Genomic DNA, 13,880 nt, shown 5'->3' on the forward strand with positions numbered 1-13,880 from the left:
TTATAACAACCTAGATAATCCTTATATTTAGGGAATCAATCTTGCTATCTCATGAAATATTATTTTTTAATCCTATTTCCCTTTCTATCTACCCTATCATTCTCTCAAGCTAATACTGAAGTCTTTCTATTTAACTTAGAACAGAGCAACTCTAAAATTGAAGTTTCAAACGGAATTCATATATCTAATAATGAAGGTTACGATAATCAGCCTTCTTTTTTTGGCGAAGATAATATCCTATATGCTTCAACACGAAGTGGGCAAACAGACATCGCTCAGTACAACATCAATTATAAATCAAAAACATTTATAAACTTTACCAAAGGAGGTGAGTATACTCCATTAAAAATTCCAAAAAAAAACGCTGTTTCAGCTGTTAGATTAGACATTGACGGTAAGCAACGTTTATATAGCTATAATCTCAGTAATGGCGAATCTACAGAACTTATCAAGGACTTAGTCGTTGCTTATTATACTTGGTACGATGAGCACTCAATCGTTTCTGCAGTGATTGAGAATGAGCAACTAAACTTATACGTCGTAAATATTACGGATGGTACAAGCAGAAAATATGCTACAAATGTTGGTCGTTCATTTCATAAAATCCCTAACTCAGATCTGGTAAGTTTCATCTATAAAGAAGCAAATAAACCATGGCAAATAAGGTCTTTAAACCCTAAAAATGGAGTTAACAAGCTTATTGCAAATACAATGAAAGATGTTGAAGATATTTGTTGGTTAGATGGTAAAACTCTACTCTCTGGTAAAAATGGAAATTTGTATAAACTAACCTTAAAACAAGATAATAACTGGAGAAAAATAGCCGATCTTTCCTCTTATGGCATTACTGATATTACCCGATTAGCAGTAAACAATAACGGTACAAAATTATTGATTGCTGCAGATTTACAATCAGATAAGCAAGATATTGAAACTCAAAACAACGTAACAGAACAAACAGTTACAGATCCAATTCTATCAGAAGATGAAGCTGCTGCAGTAGTTCAAAAACACATAGAGCCATTTAATAACAGAGAGCTCAATGACTTTGCCAATGCTTTTGATGCCAATGTTGTTGTCAATAAATTTCCTAAAGATTATATGTATTCTGGCAGAAATGCTCTTAAAGAAAACTACAGACAATTCTTTAAAAACAATAAAAAATCTAACGTCAAGGTGCTTAATCGTATGGTGCATAATAATTATGTTATTGATGAAGAATTGGTAACATTAAACAATTTAACCATAAGACAAGCTACCATCTATAATGTAGATAAAGATGGCATAAAATCCATGACGTTTATTAGAAATAAAAACACAACTTCTAATCCTGAAACGATTGTAAACGATCAGCTTGAAGCTTATAACAAAAGAGACATAGACGAATTCACAAAAACTTACACCAAAGACATTAAGCTATATGAATTTCCTGAAAACATATCTTCTAGCGGAATTGAAGATATAGAAAAAAGATATAAGGTAATTTTCCAAAAAGTTCCTGATCTCAATGCAGAAATTATGAACCGAATTGTTTTAGGCAATAAGGTCATTGATAAAGAAAAAGTTACCATTAACGGAAAAACTTATTACGCCATCGCCATTTACGAAGTAAATGATGGCTTAATTTCAAAAGTTACTTTTATTCAATAATATTACTATGAAAAACATTATTATACTTTTAGTATTAGCCATTGGCTTAAATAGCTTTTCACAAGAAAAAGAAACCTTAGAACCTAAGCTAGAAAACATCGCTTGGATTGCTGGCACATGGCATGGCGAAGCTTTTGGTGGTATAACCGAAGAAATCTGGAGCGAACCCTCTGGAGGCTCTATGATGGCTACTTTTAAATTAATTGTCGATGAAAAAGTACAATTCTACGAAATTGAAGTTATCCGAGAAATTGAAGACTCTTTAATTCTTCAGTTAAAACATTTTGACTCTGATTTAAAAGGATGGGAAACTAAAAATGAAACCATTGACTTCCCTTTGATTGAAATTACAGAAACCAAAGTTATCTTTGAAGGCATGACGTTTGAAAAAATTTCTTCAAACGAAATGAATGTTTATGTAGATATTAAAAATGATGATGACACTATAGAAACCGTAAAATTCAATTATAAAAAATAAAAAACTGCATGAAAAACCCAATTATCCTCATACTACTTACCTTATGTTTTTTTAGTTGCAAAAATGACAAAAAAGAAACTGTAGAAGCCACAATAAAATCCACAAAACCTGAAAATCAATTACGCAAAATTTCAAAAACAAAAGATACCATTGAAATAGACGGCATTGCCAATGAAGCTTCTTGGGCCAATGCAAAATGGTATCCAATGGACCAGGTTTGGCTTGGCGATTCTTTAACAGCAGAAGATTTTTCAGGAAGATTCAAAATAACTTGGGATGATGAAGCGCTTTATGTTTTAGCAGAAATAAAAGACGATACATTAATTGATAACATTAAAGATCCTCTTGTAAAATGGTGGGATGACGATTGCTTAGAGATTTTTATAGATGAAGATAATAGTGGTGGCGAACATCAGTATAATCACAATGCTTTTGCCTACCACATTGCGCTTAATGGTAATGTTGTAGATATGTCTACAGAAAAGGTTGGCAAACTATATAACACTCATGTAGAGTCTAAACTTGTAACAACCAACAAGACCTCTATTTGGGAAGTTAAAATGTATTTATACAAAGACACCTATGATGATAATTCAAATTCTAATAATTCTGTAAAACTAGCTGCAAACAAAAAGGTAGGTTTTGCCATTGCCTATTGTGACAACGATTACAGCGTAGAACGAGAAAATTTTATAGGTTCTATTCCTGTTGAAGGAGACGATAAAAACCGTGGCTGGATAGATGCAAATATTTTTGGAACCCTAAAACTGATAGATTAAAAATGAAAAAAACACTCATATTTTTATTCCTGTTTCAAATCATATTAATTGGTGCACAAACCGATCCCAAAATATATGATATCGTTGATGCCATTTCAGAAGAACGTTTAAAAAATGATGTAAAAACCTTAGCCGATTTTGGCACACGTCACACACTGAGTGACACCATTTCTAATACGCGTGGCATAGGTGCGGCAAGACGCTGGATAAAATCGCAATTCGATAACATTTCAAAAGATTGCAACCATTGTTTAGAAGTGTTTTATCAAAATAATTTGGTAGAAAAAGGCACTAATCAGCGTATTGTAAAAGATGTGAATGTGGTTAATGTTGTTGCAATTCAGCGTGGCACAAAATATCCCAATCGCTTTATTATAATGAGCGGAGATATAGACTCCAGAGTTTCAGATCCTAATGATTATAGTTCAGATGCTCCTGGCGCCAATGATAATGCCACAGGTATGGCTGGTGCTATGGAAGCTGCCAGAGTATTGTCTAAATATAAATTTGAAAACAGCATCATTTTTGTTGGCTTATCTGGTGAAGAACAAGGACTTTTTGGTGGACAAGGTTTAGCCAAATATGCTAAGGATAATAATTGGCAAATTATTGGAGTGCTTAATAACGACATGATTGGAAACATTGAAGGTGTAGATGGTGTAATAGACAATCGTACCTTCAGAATTTTTTCTGAACCAATTACAACAGACGAAACCGATGCTGAAAAATTAGCCAGACAAGCAAGAGCAAGACGTTTTTATGGTGGAGAAGTTGATGGAATTTCACGACAGTTAGCAAGATACGTGTACACAACAACCAAAACTTATATGCCAGAAATGAATCCGATGATGGTGTATCGTCTAGATCGTTTTGGGCGTGGTGGACATCACAGACCATTTAACGATTTAGGTTTTGCAGGTATCCGAATTATGGAAGCACATGAAAATTACACGCAGCAACATCAAGATATTAGAATAGAAAATGGTATTGCTTATGGAGACACGTTTGAGCATGTCAATTTTCCATATTGCAAAAAATTAACTGCTGTCAATGCAATTACCATGGCTAGCCTTGCTTCTGCTCCACCTGCTCCAAACGAAGTGAGTATTGGTGGTATTGTAGAAGCTTCAGCAAAACTACAATGGAACAAAGTTGAAGGCGCTAAAGGTTATAAAATCTATTGGAGAGACACAACTTCTCCTACTTGGGACCACAGTAGATATGTAGAAAACATTACTGAATTTACCTTAGAAGGTATAGTTATTGATAACTTCTTTTTTGGTGTGGCTTCTGTTTCCGAGGACGGACACGAAAGTTTAGTTACCTTTCCAAACAAAATATTAAGATAGTTTTCTGTCGTTCCTGAAAAAAACAGGAATCTAAACTTCATTCAAAATGAAAAAAAAACACATTGCGTTTACATTTTTATTAGTTAGTACACTAATAGCTAACGCACAATTACTCCAAGAAAAAAACAACTTCACAAAACAAGATACGCTCAGAGGAAGCATAACTCCAGAGCGCCAATGGTGGGATCTCACCTACTATCATCTCGATATTGAAGTAAAGCCAGAGGAAAAATTTATTTCTGGTACTAATACCATTCAGTACAAAGTTTTAAAACCACATCAGGTTATGCAAATAGATTTGCAAGAGCCTATGAAAATTACCAAAGTGACTCAAAATGGTAAGGTGCTTACTATACAACGAAATGGCAATGCTTTTTTCATAACTCTTGATGAACAAAATACAGGTGATGTAAATTCTGTTGTAGTGCATTATGAAGGCCATCCAAGAGAAGCTGTTAATGCACCTTGGGATGGTGGTTTTTCCTGGAAAAAAGACAAAAACGGAAAACACTTTATAGCGACATCTTGCCAAGGTTTAGGAGCCAGTGTTTGGTGGCCAAACAAAGATCACATGTACGATGAAGCCGATAGTATGGATATTAGTGTAACCATACCAAAAGGGCTTATGAATGTTTCTAACGGCAGACTAAAGAATACTGAAGAACACGACAAAACCATTACCACACACTGGACTGTAAAAAACCCAATAAACAATTATGGTGTTAATGTAAATATTGGTGATTACGTTAACTTTTCTGAAGTTTACGAAGGTGAAAAAGGCAATCTAGATATGGATTATTGGGTGCTTTCTTACAATCTTGAAAAAGCAAAAAAACAATTTAAAGATGCTCCAAAAATGATGAAAGCTTTTGAGCATTGGTTTGGACCTTATCCATTTTACGAAGACAGCTTTAAACTGGTTGAAGTGCCTTATTTAGGTATGGAGCATCAAAGCTCAGTCACCTATGGCAATAGGTTTAAAAACGGTTACTTAGGCAGAGATTTATCTGGCACTGGTTGGGGCTTAAAATTCGATTTTATCATTATTCACGAAGCTGGTCACGAGTGGTTTGCCAACAATATTACCAATAAAGATATTGCAGACATGTGGATTCACGAGAGCTTTACCGCATATTCTGAAAGTTTATTTTTAGAATACTACTACGGAAAACAAGCAGGTGCAGAATATGTTATTGGTACACGTCGAAGTATTATGAACGACAAGCCTCTTATTGGTCTTTACAATGTAAATAACGAAGGCTCTAGCGATATGTACTACAAAGGTGCCAACATGTTGCATACCTTACGTCAACTTGTTGAAGATGATGTTTTATGGCGAAATATCTTAAGAGGTTTAAATACTCAATTTTATCACCAAACTGTGACTACCAAACAAATTGAGGATTACATCAGTAAAATGACCAAGAAAGATTTGACAGCGTTTTTCAATCAATATTTAAGAGATACACGTATTCCAACTTTAGAATATAAAATTGAAAACGGTCAATTAAAATTCTGTTATACCAACATTGTAGAAGATTTTGACATGCCTATAGAAGTTGAAATTGATGGTAAACCTGAATGGATTTTCCCAAATTCAGAATGGAAAACTAAACCTATTAAGGGTGAAGATTTTAGTATAGATAAGGATTTCTACATTCATTCTCAAAAACTGTAAGTTGCAAATACCAGAACTCTATTTTGAACGCGATACCGATTGGTACGATTGGTTATTAAACAATCATACCAACTACACAGCAGTGTATTTAATTTTCTACAAAGTAGAGCATCATTTGCCATCTATGCGTTGGGAAGAAGCTGTTAAGGTGGCACTGTGTTTTGGGTGGATAGATTCTACAGTAAAAAGTCTTGGCAATGGAAAGCGCAGACAATACTTTTCGCCAAGAAATCCTAAAAGTACTTGGAGTGCGCTCAACAAAAAGTACATAATAGAATTAGAACAAAACAACCTCATCCAAGAAGCAGGTTACAAGGTTATAGAACTCGCTAAAGCATCTGGTAAATGGTCAGAAATGGATGATGTAGAAAATGGTATTATTCCACAAGAATTACAAGATGCTTTTGATGCCAATCCTCAGGCTTTTGATAACTATAAAAACTTTGCAAAAGGCTATCAAAAAAGTTACTTATCATGGTTACACAGTGCTAAGCGCCAAGCTACTCGACAAAAAAGAATTGAAGAGATTATTAAACTTTGCGACGCCAATAAAAAAACTCGTGACAGTTGGTAATTTCGTTAACGTCTTCTTAAGAAGAATACCAACGGAATTTTCTTAGTTTGCAGGTTTATGCTCAACTGTGAAATCTAAAAACAAATCCTTAGCAAAATCTGTAAGATGGTACCGAAAATGGCATCGCTACATTGCCATGTCGCTTCTGGTATTTATTGCTATTATAAGCCTTAGTGGCATTTTACTGGCATGGAAAGATGAATTACAACTAAAACCACCTTCTGAAAAGTCAGGGAATACAACTTTAGAATTACTGCCATTAAGCAAAATTGAAAGTATTGCTGTTAACCATATTAAGGATGCAAACTTAGATGCTACCATAAACCGTATTGATTACAGACCAAGAAAAGGCATCGCAAAAGTGCGTTTTGAAACCCATTTTACCGAGCTTCAAATAGATTGTTATACAGGTAAAATACTATCAGAAAAAACAAGAACCGCAGATATCATAGAAATGATACACGACGGTTCTATTGTAGATTTTTTATTTAATTCTGAAAGTAAATCTGTTAAGCTTATCTATTCTTCTTTAATAGGATTTGGGCTTTTGTTTTTGTCCTTCAGTGGCTTTTGGCTTTGGAAAAAGCCAAAACAAATAAAGCGCAACAAGATTTAAATTCGTGTTTACGATTATAAGCCGTTAATATAACTTCCATAAGGATCCTTAAACTGTAAGCCTTCAGAAAAACGATATTTACTCAACTTATTGAATTGTGTTAATCCCCAAAGAATAAACTCTTTTTCAAAATATACATCCTTTGGATCTATGTCTGGCTGGTAATCGGCTATTAATGCATCCAATGGTGTTACCTCATCTAATTTTGCTTTGTAAGTAGCATCATTAAAATCATCTAAAAGCTCAAAACCATCACCATTAAAAAACCAGGAAATCAAGGTGTCATATGGTGTTTCTTCCCCTTGCTTTTCTAATTTTTCAATCTTTGGAAAATATTTTGGAAACAGTGTTTTTATGGCGTTTTCAATTAAGGTATTTGCAACAAAATCTGCACCTTCTTGTTCTCCTTCGTACACCAACTCCACTTTTCCGGTTATGGCAGGAATAATTCCTATAAAATCTGATAAACGCACAGACGTATTGGTATCACCTGATACTAAAGCTCTACGTTCTGCTGTACTGAGTAAATTCTGAAAAGCCGTAATACTCATTCTGGCACTTACTCCACTTTTTACATCGACATACTCGCTATCTCTGGCTTCAAAACTAATTTGCTCCAATAAATCTCTTGCCAAATCTGGCACATACACACTATCGGCTTGTCTTTCGTCCAGGTTGGCTTCTTGTGATGTAATTGTTCTGGCAATATCTACAGTGGCTGGATAATGCGTTAAAATCTGTGAACCAATTCTATCTTTTAAAGGTGTAACTATACTACCTCTGTTGGTATAATCTTCAGGATTTGCGGTAAACACAAATTGCATGTCTAATGGCAATCGTAGCTTAAATCCTCTAATCTGAATATCTCCTTCTTGCAAAATATTAAACAGTGCTACCTGAATTCTGGCTTGTAAATCTGGCAATTCATTAATCACAAAAATACAACGGTTAGCACGAGGAATCATCCCGAAATGAATCACACGATCATCTGCATAGCTTAATTTTAAATTTGCCGCTTTTATAGGATCTACATCGCCAATAATATCTGCAACCGTAACATCTGGAGTTGCTAATTTTTCAGCAAAACGCTCGTCTCTGTGTAACCACGTAATTGGTGTATTATCGCCTTTCTCGGCAATCAATTCTTTGGCGTAACGCGACATTGGCTGCAAAGGATCGTCATTAATTTCTGAACCTTCAACTACTGGTATATATTCGTCTAAAAGCTTCACCATCATACGTGCCAAACGTGTTTTTGCCTGACCTCGTAATCCTAAAAGGTTAATATTATGTCTTGATAAGATTGCACGTTCTAACTCCGGAATTACAGTATTTTCATAACCGTGAATACCTTCAAAGGTGGTGACTTTATTTTTTATATTTTCAATAAGGTTATCTCTTAATTCGTCTTTAATCGATTTAGATTGATATCCTGATGTTTTTAATTCTCCTAGTGTTTTAATGTCTTTCATTTTCTAGCTTTTGGCTATTTGCTTCTGGCTATTTGCTATTCTGTTTTTATAAAACTAATTGCTAATACCTAAAAGCTAATAGCTATTTTTATCCTTTAATTCTCTTTTTCCTATTGTTTTCGTAATCTTCAAAAATCATTTCACCAAGGCCTTTTAATCCTGTATAGAAAGCCTTACCTCTATTGGCTTGCGTAAACTCTCTTACAAAACGCATAAGGTATGGATCTTCAGCAATCATAAAGGTTGTAATTGGTATATGCAAACGTCTGGCTTGTTGTGCCATAGCATAGCATTTATTAACAATGTAAGGGTCTAACCCAACACTATTTTTATAATACTGTCCGTCTGGCATACGCAAACAACTTGGTTTACCATCTGTAATCATAAAAATCTGCTTATTGGTATTTCGCTTTCTACGTAGCATATCCATTGCTAATTGCAAACCAGCTACTGTATTAGTGTGATATGGACCTACATTAAGATAGGGTAAATCTTTAATCTTTATAGGCCACGCATCGTTACCAAATACTAAAATTTCAAGTGTATCTTTTGGGTAGCGTGTTGTAATCAATTCGGCCAAAGCCATGGCTACTTTTTTAGCTGGAGTAATACGATCTTCGCCATACAAAATCATACTATGGCTAATATCAATCATTAACACGGTACTCATTTGGCTTTTGTGAAGCGTTTCTTCTACAACTAAATCATCTTCGGTTAAATTAAAATTACCTACACCATGATTAATTTGTGCATTTCGCAAACTCTCTGTCATCGATACCTTTTCTAAAGCATCGCCAAACTGATAAGCCCTGAATTCACCTGTATGCTCATCTCCTATTCCAACACCTTTACTTTTGTGATTTCCAGAACCGCTTCGCTTTATTTTTCCGAAGATATGATCCAACGCTTGTTGCCTTATAGCGCGTTCGGTTTTGGCGGTAATGGTCGTTTTACCAGCTCCAGTACCATTAGGATCGATTTCCTCTCTAATGTATCCTTTCTTTTTAAGGTCTTCAATAAAATCATCTATGGTATACTCTGGTGTGGTAAGCTTGTATTCTATATCTAATTGACGTAGCCAGTCTATAGCTTCATCAAAATCTCCTGAGGTATGCGTGATTAATTCCTTGAAAATTTCAAACAATTTATCAAACGGAGACTGATATGATGCTTCGTATGTTTTAAATACGAATCCGGATCTGTTTTGTTTTTCACTCATAGCAATATAAAAATACTACTTTTTATATGTAACATTTATATATTTTCAGATTCTAACATTTTGTTAACTTTACTAGAAACTTACAGTTAAAATGTCTGAGGAAACCGAACCAAAAAAACCTAAAAAATCCAGAAAAAAAATCAACTGGACTACTGATAAAATTATGAGTACCTCTGCGCTATTTATTAGTGTAATCTCTCTTATTGCGCTACTATATCAATCCTATTTAGCCAGAGAAGAAAACAAACTTACACAAATGCAACAAAGTGCATCTGTACTTCCGCACCTTAATCAATGGTATAGTGAATATGGTAATAATTTTAAGTTTGTAATAGGTAATAAAGGTGTTGGGCCAGCTTTTATAGAGGATGTTGAAATTGAATTAGATGCAAAACATAAGTTCAATAATACCGATGATTTATTTGACTATATTTTTAAAAACACCAAAGGCTTAGACACTATACCTTACCTTAGAAACACACTTATAAAAGGCTTTGTTTTATCTGCAAACGAGCAGATTAATGTTTTAGAAATTAATAACGCTAAAAATCTAGATTTTGTAAAAGAACTACTAAGTAAAAAAACTATTCTTTATAAAATAACATACAAAGATGTTTATGGTACAAAATGGCTGTTATCTAACGAAAACTACAGTAACAACAGCAGTACTATTCCTGTTTTATTAGACGAATAAATAATACTTAACATCGCTTTTATAATTCTAAAGCTTCTTTTTCATTATTTTTAGGAAAATTAACTTACCAAATTAATAATGAAACATTTTCTATCTCTTGCTATACTTTGCTGTATAACGATGCTTTCTGCACAAGAATTTTCAATGGATTTAGTAAAGAATATGACACCAAGAAATATTGGTCCTGGTGGCATGTCTGGTCGTGTAACTGCCATTGATGTTGTCAACAACAATCCAGATATTATGTATGTCGGAACAGCTTCTGGCGGACTTTGGAAATCAATCTCTGGAGGTATAAAATGGGAACCTATTTTTGATAATGAAGTAACAGCTTCAATTGGTGCTGTTGAAATTCAACAATCCAATCCAAGTGTTATTTGGGTTGGTACAGGTGAAGGTAATCCAAGAAACTCATTAAATGGTGGTTATGGAGTTTACAAATCTATTGATGGTGGAAAATCCTGGAAATTGATGGGCTTAGAAAAAACAAGACACATCCACAGAATCATTGTAGACCCAACCAATCCAGATGTGGTTTATGTTGGTGCTATTGGTTCGCCTTGGGGAGAACATCCAGAACGTGGTGTTTTTAAAACTACTGACGGTGGCGAAACCTGGACAAAAATTTTGTTTACCAATAACAAAACTGGTGTTGCCGATTTGGTGATGGATCCTTCTAACCCAAACAAATTATTTGCTGCCATGTGGGAACACAAACGCGATCCTTGGTTTTTTAATTCTGGAGGAAAAGGTTCTGCATTGCACATGACGCACGATGGTGGAAAAACATGGACAAAAATTACTGAAGATGATGGTTTCCCAAAAGGCGATTTAGGTCGTATTGGTGTAGCCATTGCGCCTGGAAAACCAAATATAGTTTATGCGCTTGTAGAAGCTGAAAAAAATGCGCTTTACAAGAGTGAAGATGGTGGTTTTAAATGGAAAAAAATAAACGATAAAAACGATATCGGTAATCGTCCGTTTTATTATTCTGAAATTTACGTCGATCCACAAAATGAAAACCGTGTGTATTCAGTTTTTACATACATAAACGTGTCTGAAGATGGTGGAAAAAACTTTGAACAACTCATGCCTGCTTATGGTGTGAGTAATGGTGTGCATCCAGATCATCATGCATGGTGGATTCATCCTGAAGATGGTAGTTTTATGATTGATGGTAACGATGGAGGTATGAATATTACTAAAGACGGAGGAAAAACATGGCGATTTATTGGTAATCTTCCTGTGGCACAATTTTACCATATTAATGTAGATAATGAATTTCCTTACAATGTGTATGGAGGTATGCAAGACAACGGTTCTTGGCGTGGACCAGCATACGTTTGGCGCACACAAGGTATTAGAAATAGTTACTGGCAAGAGATTAGTTTTGGTGATGGTTTTGATGTTATTCCAGATAAGGACGATTCTCGTTACGGCTGGACGATGAGTCAGCAAGGTTACGTAAGCCGTTACGACTGGCAAACCGGTAATAATTATGGTGTAAGACCAACGCATCCTGATGCTAATGTAGAGTTACGTTTCAACTGGAATTCTGCTATTAACATAGACCCTTTTGATAATAGCACCATCTATTTTGGAAGCCAGTTTGTTCACAAATCAACTGATAAAGGAGAAACCTGGACGGTTATCTCACCAGATTTAACAACTAACGATCCTGAAAAACTAAAACAATCTGAAAGTGGTGGTTTAACCATGGATGCTACTGGCGCAGAGAATCACTGTACTGTTTTAGTTATTGAGCCTTCACCTGCTGAAAAAGACATGCTTTGGGCTGGCACAGATGATGGTCGTGTACACTACACCACAGATGGTGGACAAATCTGGACCGACGTCTCTAAAAACATTATTGGTTTACCAAAAGGCAGCTGGATTGTACAGATTAAAGCCTCTAACAAAAATAAAGGCGAAGCGCTTTTAGTTGCTAATGATTACAGACGTTTTAACTATACACCTTATGCCTACAGAACAAAGAATTATGGTAAATCCTGGGAACGTATTGTAGATGATAGAGATGTAAAAAGCTATGCATTAGCTATAGTTGAAGATTTAGAAGAACCAAACCTTATGTTTTTAGGAACAGATGATGGTTTATATGTAACCATAAATGCAGGCGAAAAGTGGACCAAATGGACTGAAGGCTTCCCTACAACGTCGGTTAAGGATTTGATAATTCATCCACGTGAGCACGATTTGGTAATTGGCACTTTTGGTAGAGCAGCTTGGGTTTTAGATGATATTAGACCATTGCGCGCTTTGGCTAAAAACAATTCAATCATCAATTCTAATATTGAATTGTTTAATCCACCAACAGCATATCAAGCCGCTTACCAACAACCAACCGGAAGTCGTTTTGGTGCAGATGCTATGTATCATGGCGAAAATCGTGCTTATGGAGCTCAATTTTCGTATTTGTTTAATAAAAAAGAAGCCGTTAAATCTGATATTAAAGCAGATGCTAAAAAAGGCGATAAAAATATAAGTGACAAAAAAGTTGATAGCGAGATTAGTTGGGACTCTCTAACTCTAAAAATATATGACGGAGACCGATTAATAAGAACGCTTAAACAAAAAGCACCTAAAGACAATGGCATACATAAATGGACGTGGTACATGGACGAAGCAGGTGTAAGCAGACCTTCTAGAAGTGTTCGTGAGCAAAACAGAGAACCTGGTGGAGTTACTGTAAAACCAGGAAATTATAAAGCTGTATTGTATTATGGAAATTTAACTTCTGAAACAACGATTTCTGTAAAGTCTGATCCTCGACTAAATGTTTCTCAAAAGAATATTGATGAAGTTTATGCTGCATCAAAAGAGTTAGAACAACTACAACAAAAAGCTGCTGAAGCCGTTGAACAGCTTGTAAAAAGTAAGTCTATTGCTGAGGATTATAAAAATGAACTATCTAAGCTTGATAAAGAATTGTACAAAGCTCAAATTGAAAGCTCTAAAGAAACCATCAAAGCTATTGAGAGTTTAATTGACAGATACTTGGGCAAAGTAGACAAGCGACAAGGTATTACCAGAAACCCAGAAGTAACACCAATGCAGCGTTTAAGAATTGCCCAAGGTTATGTATATGATAGCCAAACAGGATTAACTTCGACAGAAACCACATTAATACAGCACGCTAAAGATGCTTTTAATAAGGTTTTTGGCGAGACCAATAATTTCTTTAATACCACCTGGAAAGATTATCAAAACACAATGAAGGATTTAAAAATTAACCCATTTAAAGACATCAAAACCTTTAGTGTAGACTAAAACAAGAGGAGGTTGTTTGAAAAGTTAATATATTGTCAATCTGAACTCGTTTCAGATTCTAAAACCATTTAAAAATCGACCTG

General features: G+C 34.9%; 11 protein-coding genes. 9 read left to right on the forward strand and 2 right to left on the reverse strand.

Annotation, left to right across the window (positions count from 1 at the left end):
* Window positions 1-51: 51 nt before the first annotated feature.
* The 7 genes from P7122_RS12235 to P7122_RS12265 all read left to right on the forward strand — a co-directional run bounded on the left by P7122_RS12235 (window position 52) and on the right by P7122_RS12265 (window position 7,124).
* Complete coding sequence (locus tag P7122_RS12235; RefSeq protein ID WP_278006088.1) at window positions 52-1,650, forward strand: nuclear transport factor 2 family protein; 1,599 nt, start codon at window positions 52-54, stop codon at window positions 1,648-1,650.
* A gap of 7 nt (window positions 1,651-1,657) precedes the next feature.
* Window positions 1,658-2,128 (forward strand): DUF6265 family protein, encoded by a 471-nt coding sequence (locus P7122_RS12240; RefSeq protein WP_278006089.1) that lies wholly within the window; start codon window positions 1,658-1,660, stop codon window positions 2,126-2,128.
* A gap of 8 nt (window positions 2,129-2,136) precedes the next feature.
* Window positions 2,137-2,907 (forward strand): sugar-binding protein, encoded by a 771-nt coding sequence (locus P7122_RS12245; RefSeq protein WP_278006090.1) that lies wholly within the window; start codon window positions 2,137-2,139, stop codon window positions 2,905-2,907.
* 2 nt (window positions 2,908-2,909) lie between these two features.
* Window positions 2,910-4,256 (forward strand): M28 family peptidase, encoded by a 1,347-nt coding sequence (locus tag P7122_RS12250; RefSeq protein WP_278006091.1) that lies wholly within the window; start codon window positions 2,910-2,912, stop codon window positions 4,254-4,256.
* A 46-nt stretch (window positions 4,257-4,302) separates the two neighbouring features.
* Entirely contained in the window at window positions 4,303-5,934 is a 1,632-nt protein-coding gene (locus tag P7122_RS12255; RefSeq protein ID WP_278006092.1) for a M1 family metallopeptidase, read from the forward strand.
* A gap of 1 nt (window position 5,935) precedes the next feature.
* Window positions 5,936-6,508, forward strand: a complete 573-nt coding sequence (locus tag P7122_RS12260) for a YdeI/OmpD-associated family protein (protein WP_278006093.1) — start codon at window positions 5,936-5,938, stop codon at window positions 6,506-6,508.
* A 67-nt stretch (window positions 6,509-6,575) separates the two neighbouring features.
* Complete coding sequence (locus tag P7122_RS12265; protein ID WP_278006094.1) at window positions 6,576-7,124, forward strand: PepSY-associated TM helix domain-containing protein; 549 nt, start codon at window positions 6,576-6,578, stop codon at window positions 7,122-7,124.
* 14 nt (window positions 7,125-7,138) lie between these two features.
* Here P7122_RS12265 and P7122_RS12270 read toward each other — a convergent pair whose 3' ends face one another.
* Both P7122_RS12270 and P7122_RS12275 read right to left on the reverse strand, forming a co-directional pair.
* Window positions 7,139-8,596 carry a MoxR family ATPase gene (locus P7122_RS12270; RefSeq protein WP_278006095.1) on the reverse strand — a complete coding sequence of 486 codons (1,458 nt, stop codon included), beginning with the start codon at window positions 8,594-8,596 and terminating at the stop codon, window positions 7,139-7,141.
* Window positions 8,597-8,684: 88 nt separating this feature from the next.
* The gene (locus tag P7122_RS12275) at window positions 8,685-9,815 is read right to left on the reverse strand and encodes a vWA domain-containing protein (protein WP_278006096.1); all 1,131 of its coding nucleotides are present in this window, start codon (window positions 9,813-9,815) and stop codon (window positions 8,685-8,687) included.
* Between the two features lie 91 nt (window positions 9,816-9,906).
* On the opposite strand from P7122_RS12275, the gene P7122_RS12280 reads away from it, so the two are divergent.
* The gene (locus P7122_RS12280; RefSeq protein WP_278006097.1) at window positions 9,907-10,509 is read left to right on the forward strand and encodes a hypothetical protein; all 603 of its coding nucleotides are present in this window, start codon (window positions 9,907-9,909) and stop codon (window positions 10,507-10,509) included.
* A gap of 78 nt (window positions 10,510-10,587) precedes the next feature.
* Window positions 10,588-13,797 carry a VPS10 domain-containing protein gene (locus tag P7122_RS12285; protein WP_278006098.1) on the forward strand — a complete coding sequence of 1,070 codons (3,210 nt, stop codon included), beginning with the start codon at window positions 10,588-10,590 and terminating at the stop codon, window positions 13,795-13,797.
* Window positions 13,798-13,880 lie beyond the last annotated feature (83 nt).

Source organism: Winogradskyella marincola, from assembly GCF_029624125.1.
In the GTDB taxonomy this organism is placed as follows: Bacteria; Bacteroidota; Bacteroidia; order Flavobacteriales; family Flavobacteriaceae; genus Winogradskyella; species Winogradskyella marincola.

What these genes read in the sequence shown, in the direction of transcription:
- P7122_RS12270 (WP_278006095.1), bottom strand. Translation starts at nt 8,596, where the DNA reads ATGAAAGACATTAAAACACTAGGAGAATTAAAAACATCAGGATATCAA.
- P7122_RS12240 (WP_278006089.1), top strand. Translation starts at nt 1,658, where the DNA reads ATGAAAAACATTATTATACTTTTAGTATTAGCCATTGGCTTAAATAGC.
- P7122_RS12275 (WP_278006096.1), bottom strand. Translation starts at nt 9,815, where the DNA reads ATGAGTGAAAAACAAAACAGATCCGGATTCGTATTTAAAACATACGAA.
- P7122_RS12245 (WP_278006090.1), top strand. Translation starts at nt 2,137, where the DNA reads ATGAAAAACCCAATTATCCTCATACTACTTACCTTATGTTTTTTTAGT.
- P7122_RS12280 (WP_278006097.1), top strand. Translation starts at nt 9,907, where the DNA reads ATGTCTGAGGAAACCGAACCAAAAAAACCTAAAAAATCCAGAAAAAAA.
- P7122_RS12250 (WP_278006091.1), top strand. Translation starts at nt 2,910, where the DNA reads ATGAAAAAAACACTCATATTTTTATTCCTGTTTCAAATCATATTAATT.
- P7122_RS12235 (WP_278006088.1), top strand. Translation starts at nt 52, where the DNA reads ATGAAATATTATTTTTTAATCCTATTTCCCTTTCTATCTACCCTATCA.
- P7122_RS12285 (WP_278006098.1), top strand. Translation starts at nt 10,588, where the DNA reads ATGAAACATTTTCTATCTCTTGCTATACTTTGCTGTATAACGATGCTT.
- P7122_RS12255 (WP_278006092.1), top strand. Translation starts at nt 4,303, where the DNA reads ATGAAAAAAAAACACATTGCGTTTACATTTTTATTAGTTAGTACACTA.